This window comes from Micromonospora reichwaldensis (assembly GCF_031845925.1).
Lineage (GTDB): Bacteria > Actinomycetota > Actinomycetes > Mycobacteriales > Micromonosporaceae > Micromonospora > Micromonospora reichwaldensis.
On the sequence record NZ_JAVRFL010000029.1, the window covers coordinates 58,728 to 84,176 of the forward strand.

Consider the following 25,449-nt stretch of genomic DNA (forward strand, 5'->3'; position numbering starts at 1 on the left):
GGGCGGCGTCGGAGACGACGCTGGTGGCGAGCCCGACGGGCCGGGCCGCGCCACGGCGGTCGGGACGGTCAGTCGCCGACGCGGCGCAGCAGCCCCTCCTGCACGGCGCTGGCGATGTGGTGCCCGTCGGTGGTGAACATGCGGCCGGTGGCGAGCCCCCGGGCGCCGGAGGCCGACGGGCTCCAGCAGTCGTAGAGGAACCACTCGTCGGCGCGGAACGGCCGGTGGAACCAGAGCGCGTGGTCGAGGCTTGCCCCGACCACGCCGCCCGGGCCCCAGACCTCGCCGTGCACCGAGAGCACCGAGTCCAGCAGCGTCAGGTCGGAGGCGTACGTCAGCGCGCAGGCGTGCAGCAGCGGATCCTCGGGCAGCTTGCCGTCGATGCGCATCCAGACCCGCTGGTGCGGGTCGGCGGGGCGGTCGCCGGGGCGTACCCAGCCGGGCTCGCCGACGTAGCGGACGTCGATCGGGCGCGGGATCTGCGCCCAGATGCCGAGCCGCTCCGGGTAGCGGGCGAGCCGGTCGGCCATCGTCGGGACCTCGTCCGGCCCCGGCACGTCGGGCGGGGTGGGGGCCTGGTGGTCCAGGCCCTCCTCCGTCCGCTGGAACGACGCCGACATGAAGAAGATCGGCTTGTCGTGCTGGAGCGCCACCGAGCGGCGCACCGAGAAGGAGCGGCCGTCGCGGACGTTCTCCACCTCGTACACGATCGGCTCGGCCGGGTCGCCGGGCCGCACGAAGTAGCCGTGCAGGGAGTGCACGAAGCGGGCCGGGTCGACGGTGCGTCCGGCGGCGACCAGCGCCTGGCCGGCGACCTGGCCGCCGTACACCCGTTGGGGACCGACCGGGGGGCTCATCCCCCGGAAGGTCATCCCGCCGGTGTGCTCCAGGTCGAGCACCTCCAGGAGCTGGTCGACCGCGGCCTGCCCGACCGCGACGTCCGCGTCGCTCACTGCAAGGCCCGCGCCGACGCCGCGTCGACCAGCGATCCGAGCTGGTGTACGCGCAGCGTGTTGGTCGAGCCGGGGGTGCCGGGCGGGCTGCCGGCGACGATCACCACGTAGTCGCCGGGGTTGGCCCGGTCGAGGCCGAGCAGCGCCTGGTCGACCTGGCGGAACATGTCGTCGGTGTGCTCGACGAACGGCATCAGGAACGTCTCCACGCCCCAGGAGAGGGCGAGCTGGTTGCGCACCTCGGGCACCGGGGTGAACGCGAGCAGCGGCAGGTCGCAGTGCAGCCGGGACAGCCGCCGCACGGTGTCACCGGTCTGCGAGAAGGCGACCAGGGCCTTCGCGCCGATGGCCCGGGAGATCGAGGAGGCGGCGACGGTCAGCGCGCCACCGTGCGTACGGGGGTCGTGCTGAAGGCGCGGCACGCCGATCGAGCCGGACTCGGTGGTGGTGACGATCTTCGCCATGGTGCTGACGGTGAGCACCGGGTACTTGCCGACGCTGGTCTCGCCGGAGAGCATCACCGCGTCCGCGCCGTCGAGCACGGCGTTGGCGACGTCGGAGGCCTCGGCGCGGGTCGGCCGGGAGTTCTCGATCATGGAGTCGAGCATCTGGGTGGCCACGATGACCGGCTTGGCGTTCTCCCGGCAGAGCTGCACGGCACGCTTCTGCACCAGCGGCACCTGGTCGAGCGGCAGCTCCACGCCGAGGTCGCCGCGGGCGACCATGACGCCGTCGAAGGCCAGCACGATCTGCTCCAGGCAGTCGACCGCCTCGGGCTTCTCCACCTTGGCCAGCACCGGCCGGTGCACGCCCTCCTCGGCCATGATGCCGTGCACCAGCTTGATGTCGTCCGCCGAGCGGACGAAGGAGAGCGCGATCAGGTCGACGCCCAGGCCGAGGGCGAAACGCAGGTCCTCGGCGTCCTTGTCGGACATCGCCGGCACGCTGACCGCCACGTTCGGCAGCGAGACGCCCTTGTTGTTGGAGACCGGGCCGCCCTCGGTGACCAGGCAGCGGATGTCGTTGCCGGTGACGTCGGTGACCTCGACGGCGACCCGGCCGTCGTCGATCAGCAGCCGGTCGCCGGGCTTGACCTCCTGCGGAAGCTTGCGGTAGGTGCAGGAGACCCGCTCCTTGGTGCCGAGGACGTCGTCACCGGTGATGACGACCGAGTCGCCGGTGCGCCACTCGTGCGGGCCGTCGGCGAACCGGCCGAGCCGGATCTTCGGGCCCTGGAGGTCGGCGAGCACAGCCACCGGCCGGCCGGCCGCTTCCGCGGCCTCGCGGACCAGCCGGTACACCGCCTCGTGATCCTCGTGGCTCCCGTGGCTGAAGTTGAGTCTCGCCACGTTCATGCCGGCCTCGACGAGGCCCCGGATGCGCTCCGGCGACGAGGTGGCAGGACCAAGAGTGCAGACGATCTTCGCGCGGCGTGTCACGCCCATCAGGCTAGTCTCTCCTCCGGGTCTGGCTGTGGGCCGACCCCTTGCGGACTGCGGAACATTGTCCAACGACGCGCGTCACGCGCGCAGCCGGCGGGCGGAACCCACGCCGGAACGTTGAGGCGGCGGGCATCGGCGACCGCGCGCGGGGAATCGTACGCCCCCGGCGCGAACGGACAGCCGGGTGCTCCCCGCCGGTCCACCCGGCGCGCCGGCCGGCGCGCGGGCCGACGCCGGGGCGGGGATGGCGCGGGGCAGCCCAGACCCGCTGCGGACACGGCCGGCGTCGTCCCCCGGGCCGGACGGCGACCGCCTTCGCGCGCGGCGCCCGTACCCTGCCGGCGGGCGGCTCAGCTCTGCGTCTTGACCAGCGGGAACTCCAGCGAGCCCTCCGGGCAGAGGAAGGTCAGCACGTCCACCCGGTAGAGCCCCGCCTGGACGGCCGGGTCGGCCTCCATCACGCTGCGTACGTCGTCCACCGAGCCGGTGCGGGCCAGGCCGAAGCCGATCGGCGGGTCCGGTTCGCGGGCCGGGCCGTCCACCGAGCCGGCGACCAGGATGATCCCCCGCCGTTGCAGGGCCTGCATGTGCGCGAGGTGCTCGGCCTGCAACCGCTGCACCGTCTCCGCCGGCAGCGCCCGCCCGGCCGCGCCGGGATACAGCACGATGCACTCGTACGTGTCGAGCGCGAAGTCGACCTGCGGCACTCCCGTCATGGCGTTCCCTCCCGCGTCGCGCCGCACGCGGCGACCCGTGGTCGACGCCGAGCCGGCACGGCCCAGCGTCGCACGGGCGGCCGGCCGGCACGGGTGCTCCGGTCAACTTCGTCCGCGTCCCGGCCCGGTTGCGGCCCGGGCGCGCCGTTTTCCCGGCGGTGCCGCGGAGGCGCCCGGGTCGCGAGGGCCGGACGGTGTCCCACCCCCGCCCTACGCTGCCGGCGTGGGCACGAGCTACCAGACGATCCTGGCCGTGGGCGGCCTGGCGGAGATCCGCAGGGTGCTGACCGACGTCGGCACCGAGGCGTACGTGACGGAGGTCGGCGAGGGCCGGTGGGCGGTCGTCCCCCGCGAGGAGGAGGAGAGCGGCTACGCCGAGGTCGACGACCTGGCGCAGCTGATCACCCTGCTCACGCGCGAGCCGGCCGTCACCTTCGACGTCTTCGATTCCAGCGTCATGTCGGCCACCCTGCACGCGGGCGGCCGGGAGGTGCACCGCTACCTCTCCGACCGGGGCTGGGTGACGGAGTACTGGGACGACGACGACAACGAGGTGCTCGCCGGCTTCGACGGCACGATCTACCCGGTCGACGCCCCGCCGCCGCCCGGCCCGAGCGGCGACGACCCCGGCGTCTTCGCCCCGCTGGGCGTCGGCGCGGTCGACACCGTGGGCCTCGGCGCGGCGCTGCGCGGGCAGGTCCCGCTCGACGGCGAGCCCCGCCTGTTCGCCGAGTGCCAGCACCGGGCCGTCCTCGAAGCCCTGCGGCTCGACCCGTGCCCGCTGACCCGGCCCTTCCGGCACACCCACCTCGACCACGTGCCGGCCCCGGTGCACGTGCGGCCGGACGGCGGGTGATCCCGGTCTCGATCCGCCCCGGTGGTGGTGTGGGCGACGATCGTCGGGAAAGCCTCTCGGTGGTGGGATCGACCGCCGGAGACGGACGACAGGATGGGAATCCACGCATGACGAATGACGCCGGCAAGCACCCCGCGAAGGCCTCGGGGACGTATCGGATCGGGGGCGATCTCCAGGTCGACCGGCTCGGCTACGGGGCGATGCAGCTCACCGGCCCCGGCGTGTGGGGCGACCCGAAGGACCCGGCCGAGGCCGTGCGGGTGCTGCGCCGGGCGTACGAGCTGGGGGTGACGTTCATCGACACGGCCGACTCCTACGGCCCCTTCGTCAGCGAGCTGCTGATCCGGGAGGCCCTGCACCCGTACGCCGACGACCTGGTCATCGCGACCAAGGCCGGCCTGACCCGCTCCGGCCCGGGCGACTGGCGGCCGGTGGGGCGACCGGAGTACCTGCGCCAGCAGTGCGAGCTGAGCCTGCGGCACCTCGGCCTGGAGGCCATCGGGCTCTACCAGCTGCACCGGATCGACCCGCAGGTGCCGCTCGCCGACCAGCTCGGGGAGCTGGCGCTGCTCAAGCAGGAGGGCAAGATCCGGCACATCGGCCTGTCCGAGGTGACCGTCGAACAGATCGAGGCGGCCCGCGCCGTCACCCCGATCGTCTCGGTGCAGAACCTCTACAACCTGGCGGACCGCAGCGCGGAGGCCGTCCTGGAGCACTGCGAGCGCAACGACCTCGCGTTCATCCCCTGGTTCCCGATCGCCACCGGCAACCTGGCCCGGCCGGGCGGTCCGCTGGACGCGATCAGCACCGGGCACGGCGCGACGCCCGCCCAGCTCGCGCTCGCCTGGCTGCTGCGCCGGTCGCCGGTGATGCTGCCGATCCCGGGCACGTCGTCGGTGGCGCACCTGGAGGAGAACGTGGCCGCCGCCGAGGTGCGGCTGACCGACGACGAGTACGCGGCCCTCGCCAAGGCCGCCTGACGACGCGGCAGTGGGGCGGGCGGCGCACGGCCGCCCGGCCCACGCGAGCGCTACAGGGCGAAGCAGTTGGGGCGGATCGGCTCGTCGCGCAGGGCCTGCCGGATCACCGTGTAGGTGGTGCCGTCGAGCACCAGGCCGAGGTGCCCGACGACCCGCAGGGGGCACGCCGACTGGATCAGCACGTTGGTCGCTCCGTCGGCCAGTGTGGCGTTGTCGACGGGGCGCACCAGCTCGTCCTGGAGGGTGCGCACCGCCGTCCAGCGGACCGTGCCGGGGGTGTCGTCGCCGTCGTTGAGGCCGGCGAGGAACGACGAGCCGATCGACATCTGCTGGCAGGCGACGATGCCGGCGCAGCTGCCCAGGCCGAGGAACTTCACGATGTTGGCCACGTACGTGCCGTACTGCGGGGTGCCGAGGCTGACGTAGCGGCCGACGCTGCTGGTCCCGCCCAGGCTCTTGATGAAGTACCGGGACACCAGGCCGCCCTCGGAGTGGGCGACGATGTCGACCTTGGCCGCGCCGGTCGACGCGCGGATCTGCCCGACGAAGCTGCTGAACGCGCGGGCCGAGGTGGGGATGTCGCCGAGCCCGAGGTTGGGCAGCTGGTAGACCCAGACCCGGTACCCGTCGACGCGCAGCCGGGAGGCCAGCGGCCCGTAGGCGGAGGCGATGCCGCTGAGGCCACCGACGACGATGACGGGGTTACCTGCCGCGGCGGCGGCGAACTCGGCGGCGGTGTTGGTGACGCTGTCCCCGGCGGCGGAGGCGGAGGCGGCCGGGTCGGCGGCGCTTCGGTCGGTGCTGGCCGCGGGCCGGTCGAGGGCCGCGACAGCGGCCGTGGCAGGGGCGGCGAGCACGGCGGCGATCATGACGGCGAGGGCGGGGACGATCTTTCGGAGCAGCAAAGCTGCACCTCCCATGGAGGAACCCGGTGCAACCGGGCGGGACGGGGGTGGGGGTGGTTCCGATCGATCGTGGACACGATGATGCCCGCCACAATCCGGAAACGTCAATGAAAAGTTACGCGCGGGTAGCATCTGCACCGGACGGGATCCTGAGACCCTGCGCCCGATGTCCGTCCACATACGACGAACGCCGCACGCCGATCCGGGTGCGGTGGCATGCTGTGACCCGTGCGCCCGACACCGCCCCGTGAAGAGCCGCTGCGAGTGATGCCGTGGTGGCTGGTGCTCGTCGGGCTGCTGGTCGCCGCGCTGCTCGGCTGGCTGGTGCTCGACTGGCTGCTCGGCGAGGCCGACCGCGCCGCCCAGCCGGACACCCGCGCGACGCTGCGCATCGACGCCATCCGCACCGGGCTGACCGTGGTCGCCGGCACCGGCGGCGGGCTCGCCCTGCTGCTGGCCGCCCGGCGACAGTGGATCGGCGAACGCGCCCAGCGGCACCAGGAGGCCGTCGCCGCGCAGGACCAGGCGCACCGGGAACGGGTGCAGGCGCACGCGGAGGCGGTCGCCGAGGCCGGGCAGCACCACCAGGAGCGGCAGGCCGAGGCGGCCGAGCACGACGCCGCCGAGCGCCGGCTGACCGAGCTGTACACCAGCGCCGTCGCGCTGCTCGGCAACGACAACGCGGCCGTACGCCTGGGCGGCCTGCACGCCCTGGAGCGGCTCGGGCAGGACAATCCCGCCCAGCGGGAGACGATCGTGGCGGTGCTCTGCGCGTACCTGCGGATGCCGGCGCCCGAGGACGACACGCGCGAGTCGGAGGTGCGCCGCACCGCCCAGCGGGTCCTGACCCGGCACCTGCGCGCGGACGACGACGCCTACTGGCCCGGGGTCAGGCTGGACCTGACCGGCGCCCGGCTCGACGGGTTCGACGCGACCGGCTGCACCCTGGACGACGCGGACCTCACCGGCGCGGTCTGCGCCGGCACCACCAGCCTGGTCGGCGCGACCGTACGCGGGCGGCTCGCCCTCGGCGCGACCTTCGCGGACCTGGCCTGCGACGACCTGCGCGGCGACGCCGAGATCCTCCTCGACCGCGCCCGGATCACCGGCCGGGTCAGCTTCGACCGCGCCGACCTCGCCGGCGGGCTGTCGTGCCGGCACGCCACCGTCGCCCGGGCCTCCTTCCGGGGCGTCACCTTCCACCGGACGGCGAGCTTCGACGCGGCCCGATTCACCGACAGCGCGACCTTCCGCGAGGCGGTCTTCCTGAGCGGGGTCTCGATGGACCACGCCACCTTCACCGGCTACGCCGGGTTCCGGCAGACCCGCTTCGCGGACCTGGCCCTGTTCCGGTGGACCGAGTTCGGCGACCAGACCTGGTTCGAGCGGACCCGCTTCGAGGGGGCGGCGAACTTCGGTCGGGCCCGCTTCCACGGCCCGGTGACCTTCGACGGGGCGACGTTCGCCCGCCGTCCCCTGGTGGACCAGGCGCGGGCGACGGCCGCCGGCTCGCACGTCTGGCCCGAGGGCACGACCGTCGCCCCGCTCGACGACGACTGGCTGCTGCTCACCGGCCCCTGACCTTCCCCGGCGCGGGGCCCTCGCCATCGCGGCGCGACCTTTAGGCTGTGCCGATGGGGGAAACCATTCAGGACAGTCCGGTGGAGTGGGTGGCCAGCCACGTGCGCCGCTACGTGGAGACCGACGGCGCCGACGGCGGGAAGTTCCACGGCTACGACGCCCTGCTGATCACCACCCGGGGGCGCCGCTCGGGCACGCTGCGGCGCACCGCGCTGATCTACGGCCGCGACGGCGACCGCTACCTGCTGGTGGCGTCGAACGGCGGGGCGGCACGGCACCCTGCCTGGTATCTCAACCTGTGCGCCGACCCGCAGGTGGAGGTGCAGGTCGGGGCCGAGAAGTTCCGGGGCACGGCGCGTACCGCCACCGCCGAGGAGCGGCCCCGGCTGTGGCAGGTGATGACGGAGGTCTTCCCGACGTACGCCCGCTACCAGAAGGAGACCGAGCGGGAGATCCCGGTGGTCGTCGTCGAGACCGCCACGCGGTAGCGGTACTCACCGCCGATCCATTGCTGGGCGGTCCGACTCTGGTCGCCTGATGCGGAAACTGATTGGCCGCGTGCCGGCTAATCCGTCTCGCCGGACCGGATGCTGTCCGCTATCGCAGCTAGGGAGCCGACGCCCGGCAGGTACCAGCGCGTCGTCCCCTGCACCGCCTTTGGTGGCTCCCCTGGTGCCAGCTTGAGCATCTGCATTGTCAGACCTGTCGGGGAGTACTGCTTACCGTCAGCAGCCCACAGCAGCGGACGACGACGATCGTTGACCCAGGTTGCTTGCCCTCGTCGGGGATCCTCTGTAATCCACGGCAGCAGGGTCCGGCGCTCGGGACCGGTTACGGGCCGAAACTCAACAGGAGACCCATCCGCGACTCTCCCTGAATTGACGATGACCGGCACGGCTGCCGCCTTGCGCTCGTTTTCCTTGGGCGTCGGGCTGTACTCCGCCGGCAGTTCGGGCCGCGGCTGGCCACTGCGCGCCGACTCGAGCGCCAGATCAACGAGTTGCCGGCACTTTTGCGGATGCTTGAAGGTCACGAGAGCCGAGTTGTTCGGATACTCGGCATCGAAATGATGGATCAACCATTCTAGGGCCGAATCGGTAAGGGACGGCACGCGTACGAGTACCGACTCCCATTCAGCGCCCTGGTCATCGAACGCCTCGTGGACGAGTTGCTGCATCACCAGGTGCACGATGAGCAAGTCTCCGTGCTCGGCAACCTGAGCAGCCCGGCCTTCCCTCGTCCGATTGCCCTCTGCCAGGTGTGCCAGGGCAGTGCGGAGGACAAGCACCGAACGCCAGACGCGGTACGCGGTCGGTTGGGCTCCGAAAAGCAGACGGTAGCTGCCGTTGGCGCCGAACTCCCACAGAAGCTCCTGGTTCTGCTTCGCCCGCATCGCAAGTTCGGGGTTGCGATTGGCGCACGACAGGGCCGTCGCCGCTTCGACGATGGAACAGCCCGCGTCCGGCGCCGGATCGACGTCACCACGCTTGTACACGTACGTCTTGTGCAAGGACAGTGCGAAGTCGTCACGGAGCCTCGCCTGACGCTCGTCGAGCGCGGCGTAGTCTCTGGCCTTCACCTGGTTCTGCGTGTTCGTGGCTTGGGTGACCTCGATGGCGAAGCCTTCCGGGCAGTCCTCCAGAGAGATGAGGCGCACCCACACCCGGCCCGCGCTGGCGACGTCAGGTGCCTGTTTGACAGCCGCGTGGATCGCGGCGACAGTCTGGGCACCGTTGACGACGCTCGCGCCAGCCAGGACGAAGTCGCCCGGGCCGCCCGCCGCGTTCGCGAACTTGGCGGTGCGACGGACGCTGTCACAGAGCACGGTGATGCCGTTGTTGAAGTACCAGAAGTGGTCTGGCCGCTTGACGAGGGTATCCGTGATGCTGCGGTTGACTGTCGTCAGACCCAACGAGGTGCGGATGTTTTTCGCGAACAGCCGGTCGCCGTGCTCCTCGTACCAAGAGGCGACGTCGCCCGCGTGCATCGTGCCGTAGTAGGCCTTGAACGGCTCTGGGACCGACGCACAGCCGTCCAGCCGGGCAGCAAGGCCGATCTTGGGCTCGCCGACGCCGGACCGCACCAACTCGTGGAAGTCGGGCAGGCCCATCACCCTCACGTCGGTCATCGGCTCCGTCTCTTTGCACGCCTGCTTGAAGACGAAGTTCACGGCATCAGCCAGTACCGGTCGCCCGAGCAGCGCTACGACGAGCGTTATCTTGACCTCACCCTCGCCGAACGCTCGATCGACGCGGTCGGCCAAGCCCTGAAACCGCTTGTTGAAGCGGGCGTACTCCTCCCGCAACAGCAGATCGAACCCCTGCTTGAACTTGAGCGCGCTCGCCTGATCCAGCGAAGCGTTGCCGTTGTCGCTCCACTTGGCCTGCACCAGCCATACGTGCGGCACGTCCTCGCTCACCGCTACCGCGTCGATGCCCCAATCGTCGAAGCCGTCGATAACGGAAGCCGCCGCATCCGCTGGTCCGGCCCCAGCAACGTGCTGCACAGTCATCGCGGCCAACGCTCTGGACAGGAACGACTGTTCGCGATGTCTTGCCGGTGTCTTATCGTCGAGGTCGCTGAGGTCGATGTGCTCTTCGAACTGGCGCACAAGCGCCTCTCGAACATGTCGCACCTGGAGGGGGTTCATCCGGAGCCTTCCTGCGCATGGTCAGAGCGATCGGCGTGCATGTGGGTGGGGCGACGCCGCTGCTTCAGGCCGAAGCCGCTTCGCCTGCGGTGGTGGCTGGGACGCCAAGGGCTTCGGCGATAGCTGCGAACTCACTCAACGCTGCTTGGAGGTCCTCGACGATCTCCTGGGCGATCACCTCGGGCGGCAGCAAGGCGTCCGCGTCCTCCAGGGAGGCGTCCTTGAGCCAGGTGATGTCGAGGTTCACCTTGTCGCGGGCGATCAGCTCCTCGTAGGTGAAGGCCCGGAACCGCTCGGTCTCGACCCGCTCGGAGCGGTCCTTGCCCGCCAGGTAGCAGTCCACGAAGTCCTGGAGGTGCTCCCGGCGCAGCGGGTTCTGCTTCAGGGTGAAGTGCTGGTTGGTGCGGAAGTCGTACACCCAGAGCTTCTGGGTCCACGGCTGTTCCCGGGCACGCTTGCGCTCGAAGAAGAGCACGTTGGCCTTCACTCCGCCGGCATAGAAGATGCCGGTGGGCAGGCGCAGCAAGGTGTGCAGGTCGTACTGCTTGAGCAGCCGGCGGCGGATGGTCTCCCCCGCGCCGCCCTCGAAGAGCACGTTGTCCGGCAGGACGACCGCCGCCCGGCCGTCGATCTCCAGCAGCGAGGCGATGTGCTGCACGAAGTTGAGCTGCTTGTTGGCGGTGGCGGCCCAGAAGTCGGGCCGTTCGATCTCCCGCTCCTCGCGGGACGCCCGGCCCGCCTCGGTCACCGAGCGGATCGTGGAGCTGCGGCCGAACGGCGGGTTGGCCAGCACCAGGCTGTAGCGGCGGCTCGGCGGCTTGCTCAGGGCGTCCTCGACGGCGATCAGCGAGTCACCGCCGGGGGTGCCGATGCCGTGCAGCAGCATGTTCATGGCGGCCAGCCGGGCGGTGCCCTCCACCAGTTCCGTGCCGGTGACGGCCCCGGCGGCGAGGCGGCGACGCTGGTCGGGGGTGAGGCTGCCGCCGTGGTGCCGCTGGATGTGGTCGAACGCGGCGAGCAGGAAGCCGCCGGTGCCGCAGGCCGGGTCGGTGACCGTGTCGTCGGGCGTGGGCAGCATGCAGTCGACCATCGCGACGGTCAGCGCGCGGGGCGTGAAGTATTGCCCGGCGCCCGACTTGGCGTCCTCCGCACCCCGGGCCAGCAGCTCCTCGTAGGCGTCACCCTTGACGTCGACGCCGGTGCCCGACCACTGTTCCTTGTCGATCAGGTCGACGATGAGCCGCTTCAGCTTCGCGGGATCCTGGATCTTGTTCTGCGCCTTGCGGAAGATCGTGCCGAGCGTGCCGCCCTCCTTGGCCAGCCCGGTCAGGATGTGCCGGTACTGCACCTCGAGGGCGTCGCCCTCGGCGTCGAGCAGCGTCTGCCAACTCAAATCGTCGGGCACGATCCGCTCGGGCCGCATGAACCGCTTCACCCGCTCGTCGGCCATCTTGAGGAACAGCAGGAACGTCAACTGCTCCACGTAGTCGATGGTCGACACCCCATCGTCACGCAGCACGTCACAGTAGTTCCACAGCTTCTGCACCAGCCGGCGCGAATCCACAGTGCTCACAGCGGCAATGTCTCCTGCTGGTAGTCGTCGCCGGTCACCCTGGTCGGCGGTGCCGCCAGGTCTCTTCTGGTACGCGGGGAGCGCGCCTTCTGCTTCGGCAGGGCGGCCTGACGCTCGGCCCGGATCCGGGCGAGCAGATCCGAGGCAGGCTCGTCGTTCGGATCCTGCGGCACCAACCGCCCCGCGAACGCCTCCGCAAGTAGAGACGCACGAAGGGCGGTCGCCTGTCGTTCACTCCGTTCAACCGCCGCCGAAAGCCGATCCAGGCCGGCCAGCAAGTCCTTGGTCCGTCCGACAATCGCTCTCTGCTCGGCGAGCGGCGGAATCGGGAACTCGACGGCCTTGAAGCGACCGGCGGAAAGGTGCGCGATGTTGGTAGTGATCCGCACCTCTCGCGAGAAGCGGCCTGCGTGCATGTGGCGACGGAACACCAGCAGCGCCCATTCCGGGTCGATTCCCGCACCGGCACGGAACCGCAGCAGGCTGTTGGTGAAGGCTGCCTCCGCTGGGATTCCTCGATACATGGCCGGGCGGCCCAGAAACTCGGGGCTCTGCCCCTCGTTGAGGAGGATGTCACCCTCCTGGAGGCGGAACCTCTCGAACACGCGCGGCGGAAAGTCCATCTCCATCACGTCGGTGGTGTCGATTCGATCTTCGAAGACGTTGGCGACTCGCAGGTAGGGCTTCATGTCCGGCCCCTGGTGCCAGTCCGGATGTCGCTGCCGCCCAAGATCAACCGATCCCGCTTCGCCGACCGAGCAGACACTCCAGCCTTCACGACCGTGAATCGGCACCGCCTCCACAATTACCCGCTTGCGGAGGTTTCGCAGTCGCCGCCTCGCCTCACCAATCGATCGGGTAGCCGCGTCCAATCGTGAGAGGTGGTCTTCAAGCGCGGCGACGATGCGGCGCTGCTCGGCGAGCGGCGGCAGCGGAATACCGACAGACCGAAGGCTTGCCCCTGATATACCAGCTTGACCTGCGGTCGTGCGGGCTAAGGCTCGTACCCGGGAGCGAAGTTGCGGGGATTGGAGAAGGTATGCGATGCAGGCCGAGCTAGCAGTTTCAGGATTTGTCTGAACCCGAATCAGCTTGTCGGGATACGTCAACTGACCAACGCCCTGGGGAACGATCGCACACGCCCCAACAAGATCGATGTTCCCGTTGTAGCGGGTGAAGAGGAGATCCCCGGGGTGCAGCAGGGAATCCGACTCCCCCAAATCCTCTGCGCTCTTCCCTGTGTAACGGACATCTTCCGCTCGCAGGCGCCCGGGCCGGACGGCACTGATGCGCAGAATCGGCACGCCGTCGGGCTCTACGCCAGGCCGGGAAACGAAAATTCCGTTCTTGACGGACAAGGCAATGTCATCAAGCCGCACTTCCGTCCAGCCCTCTGGCAGATCGGTCACGCGGACAACTCCTGGTTGAGTTCGTCGAGGAGGGGTTCGGCGCGGTGGCCGAAGGTGCCGGCGTACCCGTCGATGCCGCCGCGTTCGGTGAACGGTGCGCCGTCCAGGTCGTCGGGGGTGACCTCCACGCTGACCGATATCACGTCCCTGATCCTTTCCAGCCACCACACCTGATCGGCAGTGAAGGTAGCTCCCGCCTGTTCCTGCCGCAGCAGCCACCCACGGAAGCGCTCCTCCACGAGGGTGCGGTAGGGGCGCAGTTCGGTGTCGAGGCCGAGTTCGTAGCGGATGAGGCTGACCAGGTCGGTCACGCCCCGGGTGCCGGGCGCGTCGGCGGTGCGTCCGAGCAGCACGTACGCCTTCCACAGCGTCGCCGGCGTCCACGCCTGCGGCGGGCGGGCGATGCGTCGGGCCAGTTCCTTGAGGTCGTCGTACCCGATCCGGCCGCGCCCCTCGTAGAACACCTGGAGGGCGGTGATCTCGGCGCGGTGTTCCTCCAGGTAGGCGTGCCAGTCCTTGACGGTGACCTGCGCCCGCTCCTCGGCCGGCACGCCCCGCGCCGACAGCAGGGTGTCGGCGTTGACCTCGTCGATGGTGATGTCGTGGGCCCGCCGGATCTCCAGGATGCGTTCGCGCAGCTCCGGGTTGGCGGCGAGCGGGCGCAGGGCGTCGGCCAGCAGGTCGCGTACGGCGGTGGGGCCGGCGGCCTTGGCCGGGTTGAGCTGTTCGGGCGCGACGGCGTCGACCAGGCCCCGCACGATCCCGGTGAGCGGCTGCCCGCCGAGGTCGGTCAGCTCCTCGCGCTCGGCGTCGGTGAGCTGCCGGTCGAGGCGGGCCAGCCGGGCGGCGAGGGTCGACACCTCGTCGGCGTCGGCGGTCAGGGTGCCGGCCTTCTTGAGCAGGTCCCGCAGGGAGATCTGCTTCTCGGAGTGCCGGTTCAGCGGCACCGCCTCGTCCAGGTCGGCCTCGGTGACGCCGACCGCGTCGACGATGACGAACCGGTCCTTGATCTGGGCGTCGGGGGTGACGGCCTGGAACTCGGCGGCGTCGATGGTGCGGGCCCCACGGCCCTTCATCTGCTCGAAGTAGGTGGCGCTGCGCACCGGCCGCAGGAAGAAGACGCACTCCAGGGGGCGTACGTCCGTGCCGGTGGCGATCATGTCGACGGTGACGGCGATGCGCAGCTCCGGGCTGTTGCGGAACGCCTGGAGCAGCGTGTCGGGGTTGTCGCCGTCGCGGCGGGACGCGTAGGTGATCTTCGCGGCGAAGTCGTTGCCCCGCCCGAAGACCTGCCGCACCATCGTGACGATCTCCTCGGCATGGTTGTCGTCGCGGGCGAAGATCAGCGTCTTCGGCACGGTGTTGCGGCCGGGGAAGATCTCGGTGAACAGGCGGTCGCGGAACGTCTCCAGCACCAGCCGCAACTGGCCCTTCGAGATCACCGAACGGCCCACCTGACCGGCGTCGTAGGTGAAGTCGTCCTCCAGTTCCTGGTAGCGCTCGGCGCGGGTGCGCCGGTCCCGCAGCGGCACCACCGTGCGCGCGTCGATGGTCGCGCCCGCGTCGGTGATCTGCGTCCTGATCCGGTAGACGTCGAAGCCGACGTTGACGCCGTCGGCGACCGCCTGCTCGTAGGTGTACTGCGAGACGAGGTGCTGCTGGAAGAAGCCGAGGGTCTGCTTGACGGGGGTGGCGGTCAGGCCGACCACGAACGCGTCGAAGTATTCGATCACCGCACGCCACCGGCCGTAGATCGAGCGGTGACACTCGTCCACCACGATCAGGTCGAACGTCTCCGGCGGGAGGCGCGGCTGGTAGCCGACCTCCGCCGGGGCGTCCAGCTCGTAGTCGTCGTACGCGCGGTCGTCGGCGTCCGGGTCGGGCAGGTCGTCGCCGCGCAGCGCCGCGTACAGGCGCTGGATCGTGGAGATCACGACAGTCGACGAGTCGAGCAGACCCGCGCCGGAGAGCCGGTCGACGGGATACAGCTCGGTGAACTTCCGCCCGTCGCCCGGGGCCTGGAAGCCCGCGTACTCCTGGAGGGTCTGCTTGCCCAGGTTGTTGCGGTCGACCAGGAACAGGATCCGGCCGGCGCGGGCGTGCTTCAGCAGCCGGTAGCTGGCGGTGACCGCGGTGAAGGTCTTCCCCGCGCCCGTGGCCATCTGGATCAACGACCGGGGGTGGTCGTCGGCCAGCGACCGTTCCAGGCCCACGATCGCGTCGGCCTGCGCGGGGCGCAGGCCGGTCGGGTCCAGCTCCGGCATCCGGCGCAGCCGGGCCCGCAGCGTCGGCGCCGCCGGGTCGTCGTCGGCCTCCCGCATCCACCGCGCCAGGGTCCCGGGCCGGTGGAAGGCAAAGATCTCCCGGGTACGCGGGTGCGGGTCGAGCCGGTTCACGAACGCGGTCTCAGTGCCGGTCGCGACGTAGCCGAACGGCAGCGGGGCGTCCCGCCGCCAGGCGCGCATGGTCTGCTCGGGGGTCAGCCCCCGCAGGTAGCGGTCGAGCTGCGCCTCCACGCCGCGCGGGGCGGTGCCCTCCCGCTTGGCCTCGATGACGCCGACCAGCTTCTGGTCGACGTACAGCAGGTAGTCGGCCCGGCCGCCGGCGAGGGTGACCTCGCGGACGGCGACACCCGTGCCCGCGTACAGGTTGATGTGCTCCTCGTTCTGCACCTGCCAGCCGGCCTCGCCGAGCTGCCGGTCGATCTCGACGCGGGTCTGGGCCTCGTTCAGCGGCCCCCGGGAGGCGCGGCGGGCCCGGGCGATGAAGTCCTCCCGGCGGGCGGCCGACACACGTCCGGGCCGGGCGGTGTCGCGGCGCTCCTGCTCCGCGCGGACCGCCGGTTCCAGGCTGCTGACCAGGGCGGCGGCCGTGTCGCGCCCGGCGGCGGCGGCCCGGACCGCCTGGTCGGCGGCCTGCTCGGCGGCCGCCCGCGCCTGCGCGACGGACTGCGCGCCGTCGATCAGCAGCTTCGCTTCGGCCAGCTCCAAGCGGTATCGGTCCAGCTCCGCCTCGAGTGCCTCGGCGACGCTGCGCGGGACCTGCTGCGCGGGCGGCGTCGGCGGAACGAAACCGATCGGCGTGCGGTCGCCGGTCAGCGCCCGGTGAAACCAGACGCCCAACTCGAAGCAGGTACGCAGCATCTCCAGCGCCGCCCGCGCCTCGGCCAGATGGTCGTGCACCGCCCTGTTGCCCTGGTCGCGCAGGCTGTGGAAGGCGCGGTAGACCTCGCTGGTCAGGGTGCCGTCGGCGTGCAGCGCCTCCACCCGGTGGAAGAAGTCGCCGCGGGGTCGCTGGCCGGTGCGGCGCAGCAGATCCTTCGCCAGCTCGTCGCCGAACGCCCGGATCTTGAACATCGTCGACTGCGCGTCGACGTAGACGAGCAGCTCAGCCCCCGCCCCGTACCAGACAAGCAGCGGGTGGTCTTTCAGAAAGCCGAAGTTGGCGGAGTGTTCCGCCAAGCGTCGTACCTGTCGAGGATCCATGCTTCCCCACGTCCAGAGGCCCCGATGAACACGTCAGGATACGGGCGCACGATCAACACGAACACCCGCGACCGGGACCTATCGCCTATCCGACACCTGCTCCCCTGCAACCGCGAGTAAAGGGCCGAACGGGACAACACGTCAACGGTGGACGCCAGCACGCCTCCCTAATCGCTAGGCTCAGGGGAGCAGACAAGGCCGTGGAAGGAGGTGCCACCGTGACCGATGCTCATGACGTAGCAGCGGCGGTGCTGGGTGAGCTCGGCTCCATGAACGCCATGAAGCTGGAGAAGCTCGTCTACTACTGCCAGGGGTGGCACCTGGCTCGGCACGGCACGGCGCTCTACCCGGATCGCATCGAGGCGTGGCGACAAGGCCCCGTGGTGCCGCTCCTCTACCGCCACCACCGACGCCAGCTCACCGTTTCCGAGTGGCCGCACGGCAAGGCTTCCCGGCTGACGTCCGCTCAAGCAGATACGGTGCGTTGGGTGACCACCACGTACGGCAAGTTCTCCGCCAGCGAGCTGTCGACCATGACCCACAACGAGCTTCCCTGGCGGGCCGCACGCGGTGCCCTGCCGGAGGCGGCAAGCTCGAACGAGGAAATCGACGTCGAGATGATGCAGGCGTACTACGCCCGCCAGGTCGCGAGCGTCGAAACAGCCGTCGTCCTGGCCACGGCGAACGCCGCCCTCGAAGGCGAGGAGTTCGACGAGGAATGGCAGGATCGACTCCGGGATGTCGCGTCCGGCGTCATCAGCGCCGATGAGCTGATCGCTCAGGAGATCGCCCGGATCAGCGGTGACCGAGCCTGATCCCTACTGCTGGCCGGGCACCGACTGTCTGAAGAACAAGCTCGGCGTCTCGGACCCGGAGCAGCTTCGCACGACCGAGTTCCGGCTGGTGTCGATCCGTGAGATCTCGGCATCCCGCCTGATCATTCCCGGCAACTACGGGCTGGACCACCTCCAGAGCTTCCACCGGTATTTGTTCGGCGACATCTACTCCTGGGCTGGTCAGACCAGGAGTGTCGACATCAGCAAGCCTGGTGCACGCTTCTGCCACTGGCGGTTCATAGACGACCAGGTCAGCTCGATCCTGAGGCGCCTCGATTCGGACGGACACCTGCTCGGTTTGAACCATGCCGCCTTTGTGGAGGCGGTGGCGCACTACTACGGCGAACTGAACGTCTGCCATCCCTTCCGCGAGGGAAACGGGCGTACGATCCGCTCGTTCCTACGGCAGCTCGCTGCGGCAGCTGGCTTCCTGCTCGACTGGTCCGAGCTGGACAGGATTGAGAACATCGAGGCGTGCCAGGCGCACCTCAACACCGCCGACCTTAGTCCGCTGGTGGACGTGCTGCGGCCGGTCGTTCGACGCCTGGGCTGACTGGGCCATCCCGATCCGATACCGCCACGACTGCAAGCGCCGTTGCCAGAAGCTGCCCTCGGTCCACCTGGCCGGGGTCGACCAGCACGTTGACGGCGACGCCAGGCGCGGCCGACCAGAACGCCTGCGAGTCGTCATGAAGCCCCGTGGTGGCACCGTGCGTGAACTCGGTCAACGGCCAGTCGGCCGGGTCGCGCTCGTGATACTCGGTGAGAAAGTCGCGCAGTGCGGCGAGGTCGGTCAGCCGCTCGCCCCGCATGACATGGACGCGCAGGTCGACCTGGTAACCGTCGTCGGTCTGCCGCTCCCAGACCCGCGTGGCAAACCGGACGTCGTCCCATTCGCTGGCGAAGTCGGAGACCTCGGCGCCGATGTCACCCGGCACCTGCCGGATGTGGAACCCGTCCAGCACCCCACCGTCACGCGCCACCGGCTCGGACACCCCGGTCATCCCGCCGCCTCGATCGCCGCCTCCACCTTGTCCAGATAGTTGAACCACCACTCGCCCTCGCCCTGGGGGCGCGAGGAGAGCAGGCTGCCAGTGACGACGAACGCAAGCAGAACAGCGGCCTCCGGCTCCAGCACATCGGTCAGGGGTTGCCCGCCGAGAACCTGGTTGAGATACCTCTCGACCTCGCTGTGCGAGAGAGGAACCCACCGTTCGGACTCAGCAACGGATGCGGCAACCTCGTGGACCTCCTCCGGGGAAGGTCGCCTGCCGTAGGCGTCAATCAAGGCGTAGTACGTGATCGCGACAAGCAACTCCAGGGCATCACGGCGGGAGCGGTCGTCGGGGAAAGCCCGGAGAGCGATGTCGAATTCTTCCGACTGCTGCTTGACCACATGGTGTAGCACTGCCCGCAGCCGTTGCTCGACGCCGTCATCGATCCGCATCTGGCTCTCCTCGCTCTTGTCGTCTCGCACGTAATGCCTTGACGGCGCTCCACGTCGACACGCCGGCCAACACCATGCCACCCACAGCCTTCGGTAGCACCGGGAGGAACTCCACGAAGGTGGACCACACGAAGGTCGCAGTAGTCCCTCCAACGGCCACCGCCTCTGAGCTGACTCGCTCTCGGCGGGCCGGAGAAGGCGCCTCGCGCCGGTTGACCGATCTTGTGCCCCTATCGAAGGGACGTTCGACTGCGGATGACCTGGCACCGTCCGGGGTAGATGGGCGAAGTACCACGGGTGGTTGGCTGGTTGTGCCGCCACCACCCGTGCTCAGTTTCCCAACGCGTGCACCTTGGCGATGGTCTCCTGCACCTGCTGCTTGGCCGGCTCGCTGCCCTGAGCAGCCCTCATGAGCGCTTCCCGATACGAGTCGATCATGCCGATCAACGGCCCGGCCCCGATGCCCTGCAACGCGCCCGCGACGAGTTGCCGCGCCTCGGCCGCGTCCTGGGCAGCCGCTGCCGTCTTGGCTTTTGCCTCGTCCAGCTTCTGCGACGCCGCCGCCAGCCTGGCGATCATCTCCGCTGCGCTCACGTGCCCTCCCCCGATCCACCACGGATGACCGTCGCGCCCCCGCACGAGCCACGACCACAGAGGAGAGTACGAGATCAGCGCACCGAGCGCGACCGTGTGATCACCTGAAGACAACACCGGCGGTTAGATCTTGGCGATACGCTGCCCCCCTGAGGGCCGAAAGCTGCCAAGATCTACAGGGAGTCCCACGATGCGGCCCGGATCGCTCAGCGGTGGCAGTGTGGCACCACACGTTCGGACGTCACTCGTCTACGACGAAGACGCCCACCCCGGGAACACCGACGACCAGCCCTTCGGCCTTCAGCGTCAGCATCGCATTGCGCACCACGATCGCGGATACGCCGTGGATCTGGCAGAGCTCCGACGTGGACGGCAACTTCTCGCCTGGCGGCAACTCGCCTGATGCGATCTGGTTGCGAATGTGCTCGGCAAGCAAAACCCACTTGGGGCTCGGTGGCATAGCGATACTCCCTGGTCAGCACCGCTATTCGACCACCCCTCACCTTGCTATCGCAAGTGATTGCTTGACTGCGATAGCCTGGTATCGTAGGTTCAACATCAGCCGAGCCCCTGGTCAGCACCCACGGGACCCGGTTCTTCCCCACCGCACAGAGCGCCCGGCCGGTCGATCCCCCCGGTCGGCCGGGCGTGCCGTGGTCGCCCGCACACGACCCCGGATTGGATTCCGCACCGCCATCGACGGACGGGAGACACCCTCGTGCCCCACGAACCAGACCCACCCGCCGGCCGCGTACCGATGAACGACCACGCGCCATCGCCGAACGACACGTCACCCGCCGCCGGACGATTATTCGCGTCGGCGCAGGACGTCGAGGACGCGGACGACGTGCTGTTCGCCCACCCGCCCCGGCCCGTGACGCGCTGGATGTGCGGGTGCGGCGAGCCGTACCCGTGCCCGGAGGTGAGCTTCGCCCGCCTGGTGAAGCACGCCAGGGTCGTCACACCGTGAACGCCGACGAGCTGCGCCACCACGTCCTGCTCGAGATGGCCGAGGCGCGGCGGACGGTGGTCGAGCACGACACGGAGGCGTACACCGGGATCTGCCGCAGGTGCGGACGGCCCGGCCCCTGCGACGCGCAGCGCGCCGCGCGGGCCCGACTTTACGACCGGCGCGACGCCCCGCCGCCGATCCGCCCGGCGTCGCCCGTGCTGCCGGCGCCCCGAGGCCGGGCGGTGCCGCCGGAACTGCCGGGGCACGCACGTGCCGTCGACCGGCTTCGGGACGCCTGGCTGGCGACCATCGCGGCGGCCGACCGGGCCGGCGGGCTGCTGCACGGCGCGGGACCGCCCGGCCGGCGGCTGCCCTGGCAGGATGCCGTCACCGAATGCTGGCGGGCGCTGAGCCTCGTGCACGCCGGGCTCGGCGTGGCCCGGGCCGGTTCCGGCAGCGCCGGTGACCTGCTCGCCGGGCTGCGGGCGGCCCGCGCCGACGCGGACCGGGCCGCCGCCGAGGCCGCCAGGACCCGATGGTGGCTGGCGGCGGCCGAGGACCGGATCCGCCGCAGCCACCACCGGGAGCCTTCCGGCCCCACCGGCGGAGGCACTCTGCCGCAGCGGCCCGGCGCGGCGCGCGACCCGAGCGACCTGGCCGCGGCGGGCCGGTTCCGGGCGGCCGTGGCCCGGCTCGACCTGGTGGCCGCACGGTTGGCGCACGGCGACCGGGCCATCGACCGGTGGGCGGCGGCCCTGGCCGGCACACCGGAGCCGGCACCCACGCTGCCGCCCCGGCGAGTCGCCCCGGCGCGGGCGGACGCATCAGCGACCGCACGGGCAACGGCACAGGGGGCACGGGCCGCCGCCGACCTGGTCGTCGCCAGCACCCGGCGGCACGATCCCCAGGCCAGAGCGGGCCTGCCGCGCAGCCGACAGAACCGAGGAAGGTGGAACCGTCCATGACCGACGACCCGACGACCGCCCTACGGAGCCTGCTCGACGGGCGGCTCGGCCGGCACGACCGCCGGTTGCGCCGCTTCACCGAGCCGCAGTGGCTGCGCTACGCCGACCTGCTCGCCGGGGCGCTGCTGGTGGCCGCGCGCCGCCGGTTCGCCGCCGGGCAGGACCGCGCGCCGCTGATCAGGTTCGTCGCGGCGGCCCGGGAACGCTACGACCTGACCGGCGTGGACGTCGACCCGACGCTGGCGGAGACGCTGCTCGGCGCGGCCCTGGGCGAGCGCCCGCCGCCGCCCGGCACCGCCCCGGCGGTGACCGCCGGCACTGTGCTGCTCCTGGCGCTGCTGGAGGACGAGGGGCTCACCCCCGCCGAGCTGGACGCCTTCCTCGCCGCCACCGAGACCGCCGCCCGGCGCGACGGCGCGGCGTCAGCGCAGGGCGCGGAACATCAGCAGGTAGCCGCAGTAGGCCAGCGGGACGGCCAGGAAGCAGACCAGGATGCCCAGCAGGGGGTAGCGCGGCGGCGTGCCGACGACCACGGCGGGCGTGCCCCAGCGACCGAGGATGAGCCACCCGGCGATCAACGACACGGCGGGCAACCCGGCGCACATCCACGTGTAGAGCGTGCCGAGGCCGAGCGCCCCGACGCCGGAGGCGAGCACCATGACCAGCATCAGCAGCACGCCGACGCCGGCACAACCGAGATAGACGGCGAGCGCCCGGGCCATCGGTGACCAGCTCGGCAACAGCGCCGGGCGCTGGGCCAGCAGCTCGACCTGCTGGCCCAGCCGGTCGGCCTCGTCGGCCCAGCGCCGCGCCGACTCCAGCTCCGCCGCCGGGTCCAGCTCCCCGGCGCGCGGCGTGGGCACCCCGCCCGGCACCGCCAGCGCCGTCTCCCCCGGGCTCCCCTGGGGGTACGCCCCGACCTCCGGCCGCCCCGGCGCGGCGGCTGCGCCGCCGACCGACCCCGCCCCCGGTGGCGGCAACCCGTCGGGCCGCCCGGCCGATGGCACTCCCACAGCCGACAGGCCGCCCGAGGTGGGCGCAGCCGCCACCGGCCCGCCCGACGTGGGCGCAGTCGGCACCGGCGCACCCGACGTCGGGGCGACCGGGGCAGCGCCGGGCACCGGCTGGCCGGGGGGCGGGGGCGGACTGCCGATCGTGTGGCCGAGCTGGTCGAGGCGCTGCCCCTGCGCGGTGAGCCGGCGGTCGAGGTAGTCGACGGCGGCGTGCAGGTCCCGCTGGCGGGCCGACTCGGCGGCGGCACCCTGCTCGCCGGCCTGCCGCCGAGCGGCGAGATGACGGGCCAGCGCCGCGTAGTCCTCGAAGGTGGACACTCAGCTCTCTCCGTCCGACGGGTCCCCGTCGCGGGTGAACGGCACGATGAGGCGCACCCGCTGGTCGTGCCGGTCGACCAGCAGCGCCCGGTCGGCGCGCGGCTCGTAGGCCAGATCGTGCACGCCCAGGTGCAGCCCCAGCTCGGCGCCGGTCACGTTCAGCGCGACCAGGCAGGCGACGTCGTCCCGGTTCTGGGTGCCACCGAGGTCGTCGGCGAGCCGGCGCAGGCCACGCCACCAGCCCAGCAGGTGCACGCCCCGCCCCGGCCCCTGACGCAGCAGGGCACGCAGGTCCTCGTGGGCGGAACGGAACGTCACCGGATCAGCGGCGGCGAACACGGCGGAGGCGGCGTCCATCCCGAACACGACCAGGTAGCTGCGGGCCGGCCCCGCACCGGTGGATCCCGCCACGCCGGCCGCCGTCACCAGGCCGGCCGCAGCGTCCGGGCCGGTCGACGTGTCCGCGCCGGGCGCCGCGTCCGGGGCCGGAGTGGGCGCGGCCAGTTGCACGATCCGGTCGCGCAGGGCGTGCGCGTCGAGGCGTTCCACGGTGTGGCCGGCGGCCACGAGCGCGGCGACGGTGTCGTCGACGGCCGGGTCGGCGGCGGCCACGAGGGGCGCGAGCAGGAACCGCGCCTCGCCGGGGCCGTGCTGGCGGGCGAGGCTGAGGGTGGCCGCGCGCAGCACCTCGGCGGCGGTGACGGCGGTGCCCACGACGGCCAGGTGCCGGCCGGGGCTGGTGTCCATCATGAACAGCGCGGACGTGCCGTCCATGTCGACGGTGCGGCCGACCAGCGCCAGGGGACGCCGGCCGCCGGGGCGCAGACCGGCGAACGTGGTGTCGTCCTCGACGCGGGCCCCCTCGTATCCCCGGAACACCGACGGCGGGCGGTCACCCGCCGGGCGGGCCTGCCACAGCTCGTGGCGCAGCCGGGCCAGCGCGCCGGATTCGGCATGCGCATCGGGGAAGCGGACGACCGTGTCGGCGCCGGCGGCCCCGGCGGCGGTGTTGAGCACGGCCGTGCCGACGCTCAGGGTGGCGGCGGAGGGGTTGTCGCGGTCGAGCACGCCGCCGCCGCCGGGCAGTGCCACCCGCAGGGCGAACTGCCCGAAGACGGCCTCGGCCCGCCCGTAGAGGGCGTCGATACCGGTCGTGCTCTGGCTGGCCAGCACCAGGTGCACCCCGTAGGAGCGGCCCTTGCGGGCCAACTCCTCCAGCAGGTCCACCGACTCGCGGGCGATGGAGTCCCTGCCGGCCAGCAGCACCTGGAACTCGTCGACCACCGCCACGACCCGGGGGGCCGCGACGTCGGCGGGCAAATCGGCGAGCTTCGTGACGCCGTGCCGCTTGAGCAGGGTGGCCCGGCGGTTCAGCTCACGGCGCAGCTCGCGCAGCACGGCGACGCCGTACTCGCGGTCGCTCTCGATGCCCACCGTGCGGGCGTGCGGCAGCCAGGCGGGGTCGCGCTCGGTCGGCACGAACTCCGTGAAGCTCACGCCCTCCTTGAAGTCGAGCAGGTAGAGCTGAAGCTCGGCCGGGGAGTAGCGGGCGGCCAGTCCGTAGAGGACGTCGAGCAGGAAGACCGTCTTGCCGCCGCCGGTGCGCCCGCCGACGAGCCAGTGCGGGGTGGCGTCGTCGAAGGCGACCGCGACGGCTTCCCGGCCGGCGCGCCCGACCACGGTACGCAGGCCGGCTCGGCCGGACTCCGTCCACCGGTGCGGGGGCAGCAGCTCGGCGAAGCCCACGGCGGCCTGGCGGCGGACGGCGGCGTCGAGGTGCTCCGCGAGGGCCGACACGGCCGCCGGCGGCGGATCGCCGTCGAGCAGCACCGGCACGGCCAGCCCGCTGCCGTCGGGGCTGAACGGCGCGCCGGGCGGGTCGCCGACGTGGGCGTACCCGTCGGGGGTCAGGCGCAGCGCGGTGGTGGTGCCCAGCGGCGGCGGTGGGGTGGCCGACGGCCCGGACGGCCAGCCGCCGACCAGAACGCAGACGGCGGCGGCCGGGCCGGCGTGGGTGAGCGCGGCGAGCCGGGCGGCCTCCCGGGGCGACGGGGCGGACGCGGCCACCACCAGCAAGAGCTCCTGGTCGACGCGGTCGCCGTTGCGGGCGGCGCGGGCGTGCCGCTCCGCGTCGTCGAGCAGTGCGGCCACCTCCGCCTCGGTGGTGGCGGGCGGGTCGAGCACCCCGGCGTCGACCAGCGGGCGCAGCGGTCCGAAGGTGGCCCCGAGGGCGGCGGCGTCGAGCCCGGCGACCCGCAGCCCACCGGGCGGCGCGGTGGCCAGCATCCGCAGGACGACGGCCCGCAGCAGCGCGGCGGCACGCGCGTCCCGGGCGTCGACGTCGACGGACAGGTGGTGGCCGCCGCCGAGGGGCACCAGCACGGGGAACCCGCCGCCAGCGGTGATCGCCTCACCGAGGCGGACCGGCAGGGGCGTACCGGTCAGCGGGGTGCCCGGGGCGGGGGCGGCGAGCGCGCCGCCGACGCGGGCCAGCCGGGCGACCAGGTCGGGGTCGGCCTCCGGTGGGGCGGGCGGTGGCGCGGCACGCCACGCGGCGCGGGCGTTTTCGAGGTGGACGCGGGCGGCCCGGTGGGCGGCGACCGCCTGCCCGTACGCCGACGCGAGCCTGCCCACTTCTCGCTCCCGTCGCCGTCGTCCCACCTGATCCACAAGGACCCTAACGGACACCGGCGACACCGGACAGTGACGAAGCCGGGCGCGTCGGCTGAGGTGCAAGGAAGGGCACCTTCCTATACAAAAAACGATAGGAAGGT

General features: G+C 71.6%; 21 protein-coding genes. 7 read left to right on the top strand and 14 right to left on the bottom strand.

The features are described from left to right. Nucleotides 1-68: 68 nt before the first annotated feature. The 3 genes from RM555_RS22520 to RM555_RS22530 form a co-directional block, all read right to left on the bottom strand. Nucleotides 69-953, bottom strand: coding sequence for an acyl-CoA thioesterase (locus tag RM555_RS22520; RefSeq protein WP_132236419.1), 885 nt, complete (start codon nt 951-953; stop codon nt 69-71). After that, nucleotides 950-2,398, bottom strand: coding sequence for a pyruvate kinase (gene pyk, locus RM555_RS22525; RefSeq protein WP_311413603.1), 1,449 nt, complete (start codon nt 2,396-2,398; stop codon nt 950-952). Before pyk ends, RM555_RS22520 begins: the two co-directional genes overlap by 4 nt. 347 nt (nt 2,399-2,745) lie before the next feature. Next, nucleotides 2,746-3,111: a YciI family protein gene (locus RM555_RS22530; RefSeq protein WP_151456957.1), complete on the bottom strand. Its 366-nt coding sequence runs from the start codon at nt 3,109-3,111 to the stop codon at nt 2,746-2,748. A gap of 223 nt (nt 3,112-3,334) precedes the next feature. Here RM555_RS22530 and RM555_RS22535 point away from each other — a divergent pair, with 223 nt between their 5' ends. Then, nucleotides 3,335-3,967 (top strand): hypothetical protein, encoded by a 633-nt coding sequence (locus RM555_RS22535; RefSeq protein WP_311413604.1) that lies wholly within the window; start codon nt 3,335-3,337, stop codon nt 3,965-3,967. A gap of 107 nt (nt 3,968-4,074) precedes the next feature. Continuing rightward, nucleotides 4,075-4,947 (top strand): aldo/keto reductase, encoded by an 873-nt coding sequence (locus RM555_RS22540; protein ID WP_311413605.1) that lies wholly within the window; start codon nt 4,075-4,077, stop codon nt 4,945-4,947. Nucleotides 4,948-4,997: 50 nt separating this feature from the next. Here RM555_RS22540 and RM555_RS22545 read toward each other — a convergent pair whose 3' ends face one another. Next, nucleotides 4,998-5,852: an alpha/beta fold hydrolase gene (locus RM555_RS22545; RefSeq protein ID WP_311413606.1), complete on the bottom strand. Its 855-nt coding sequence runs from the start codon at nt 5,850-5,852 to the stop codon at nt 4,998-5,000. Nucleotides 5,853-6,080: 228 nt separating this feature from the next. On the opposite strand from RM555_RS22545, the gene RM555_RS22550 reads away from it, so the two are divergent. Together RM555_RS22550 and RM555_RS22555 are read left to right on the top strand one after the other, a co-directional pair. Beyond that, nucleotides 6,081-7,433: a pentapeptide repeat-containing protein gene (locus RM555_RS22550; RefSeq protein ID WP_311413607.1), complete on the top strand. Its 1,353-nt coding sequence runs from the start codon at nt 6,081-6,083 to the stop codon at nt 7,431-7,433. 53 nt (nt 7,434-7,486) lie between these two features. Further along, nucleotides 7,487-7,921, top strand: coding sequence for a nitroreductase family deazaflavin-dependent oxidoreductase (locus RM555_RS22555; RefSeq protein WP_311413608.1), 435 nt, complete (start codon nt 7,487-7,489; stop codon nt 7,919-7,921). A 77-nt stretch (nt 7,922-7,998) separates the two neighbouring features. Here the strand turns inward: RM555_RS22555 and RM555_RS22560 are convergent, their stop codons facing one another. From RM555_RS22560 to RM555_RS22575, 4 genes are all read right to left on the bottom strand, one after another. Next, nucleotides 7,999-10,083, bottom strand: coding sequence for an AIPR family protein (locus tag RM555_RS22560; protein WP_311413609.1), 2,085 nt, complete (start codon nt 10,081-10,083; stop codon nt 7,999-8,001). 64 nt (nt 10,084-10,147) lie between these two features. Then, nucleotides 10,148-11,656, bottom strand: coding sequence for a type I restriction-modification system subunit M (locus tag RM555_RS22565; RefSeq protein WP_311413610.1), 1,509 nt, complete (start codon nt 11,654-11,656; stop codon nt 10,148-10,150). Next, the gene (locus RM555_RS22570; RefSeq protein ID WP_311413611.1) at nt 11,653-13,065 is read right to left on the bottom strand and encodes a restriction endonuclease subunit S; all 1,413 of its coding nucleotides are present in this window, start codon (nt 13,063-13,065) and stop codon (nt 11,653-11,655) included. Before RM555_RS22570 ends, RM555_RS22565 begins: the two co-directional genes overlap by 4 nt. After that, nucleotides 13,062-16,526 (bottom strand): DEAD/DEAH box helicase family protein, encoded by a 3,465-nt coding sequence (locus tag RM555_RS22575; RefSeq protein WP_311413612.1) that lies wholly within the window; start codon nt 16,524-16,526, stop codon nt 13,062-13,064. The genes RM555_RS22570 and RM555_RS22575 overlap by 4 nt, the downstream gene beginning before the upstream one ends. Nucleotides 16,527-16,768: 242 nt before the next feature. On the opposite strand from RM555_RS22575, the gene RM555_RS22580 reads away from it, so the two are divergent. Next, the gene (locus RM555_RS22580) at nt 16,769-17,365 is read left to right on the top strand and encodes a type II toxin-antitoxin system antitoxin SocA domain-containing protein (protein ID WP_311413613.1); all 597 of its coding nucleotides are present in this window, start codon (nt 16,769-16,771) and stop codon (nt 17,363-17,365) included. After that, complete coding sequence (locus tag RM555_RS22585; RefSeq protein ID WP_311413614.1) at nt 17,352-17,939, top strand: Fic/DOC family protein; 588 nt, start codon at nt 17,352-17,354, stop codon at nt 17,937-17,939. Before RM555_RS22580 ends, RM555_RS22585 begins: the two co-directional genes overlap by 14 nt. On the opposite strand, the gene RM555_RS22590 is transcribed toward RM555_RS22585, so the two are convergent. The 4 genes from RM555_RS22590 to RM555_RS22605 form a co-directional block, all read right to left on the bottom strand. Beyond that, nucleotides 17,890-18,390 carry a hypothetical protein gene (locus tag RM555_RS22590; RefSeq protein WP_311413615.1) on the bottom strand — a complete coding sequence of 167 codons (501 nt, stop codon included), beginning with the start codon at nt 18,388-18,390 and terminating at the stop codon, nt 17,890-17,892. The two genes, RM555_RS22585 and RM555_RS22590, sit on opposite strands and share 50 nt — an antisense overlap. Continuing rightward, complete coding sequence (locus tag RM555_RS22595) at nt 18,387-18,833, bottom strand: hypothetical protein (RefSeq protein ID WP_311413616.1); 447 nt, start codon at nt 18,831-18,833, stop codon at nt 18,387-18,389. The genes RM555_RS22590 and RM555_RS22595 overlap by 4 nt, the downstream gene beginning before the upstream one ends. Before the next feature lie 330 nt (nt 18,834-19,163). Continuing rightward, nucleotides 19,164-19,427, bottom strand: coding sequence for a DUF6244 family protein (locus RM555_RS22600; RefSeq protein ID WP_091076450.1), 264 nt, complete (start codon nt 19,425-19,427; stop codon nt 19,164-19,166). A gap of 241 nt (nt 19,428-19,668) precedes the next feature. Beyond that, nucleotides 19,669-19,887: a winged helix-turn-helix domain-containing protein gene (locus tag RM555_RS22605; RefSeq protein ID WP_311413617.1), complete on the bottom strand. Its 219-nt coding sequence runs from the start codon at nt 19,885-19,887 to the stop codon at nt 19,669-19,671. A gap of 506 nt (nt 19,888-20,393) precedes the next feature. On the opposite strand from RM555_RS22605, the gene RM555_RS22610 reads away from it, so the two are divergent. Then, entirely contained in the window at nt 20,394-21,344 is a 951-nt protein-coding gene (locus RM555_RS22610; protein WP_311413618.1) for a hypothetical protein, read from the top strand. 422 nt (nt 21,345-21,766) lie between these two features. Here the strand turns inward: RM555_RS22610 and RM555_RS22615 are convergent, their stop codons facing one another. Both RM555_RS22615 and RM555_RS22620 read right to left on the bottom strand, forming a co-directional pair. Further along, the gene (locus tag RM555_RS22615) at nt 21,767-22,675 is read right to left on the bottom strand and encodes a hypothetical protein (RefSeq protein WP_311413619.1); all 909 of its coding nucleotides are present in this window, start codon (nt 22,673-22,675) and stop codon (nt 21,767-21,769) included. After that, nucleotides 22,676-25,309, bottom strand: coding sequence for an FtsK/SpoIIIE domain-containing protein (locus tag RM555_RS22620; protein ID WP_311413620.1), 2,634 nt, complete (start codon nt 25,307-25,309; stop codon nt 22,676-22,678). It lies immediately after the preceding gene. Between the last annotated feature and the right edge of the window lie 140 nt (nt 25,310-25,449).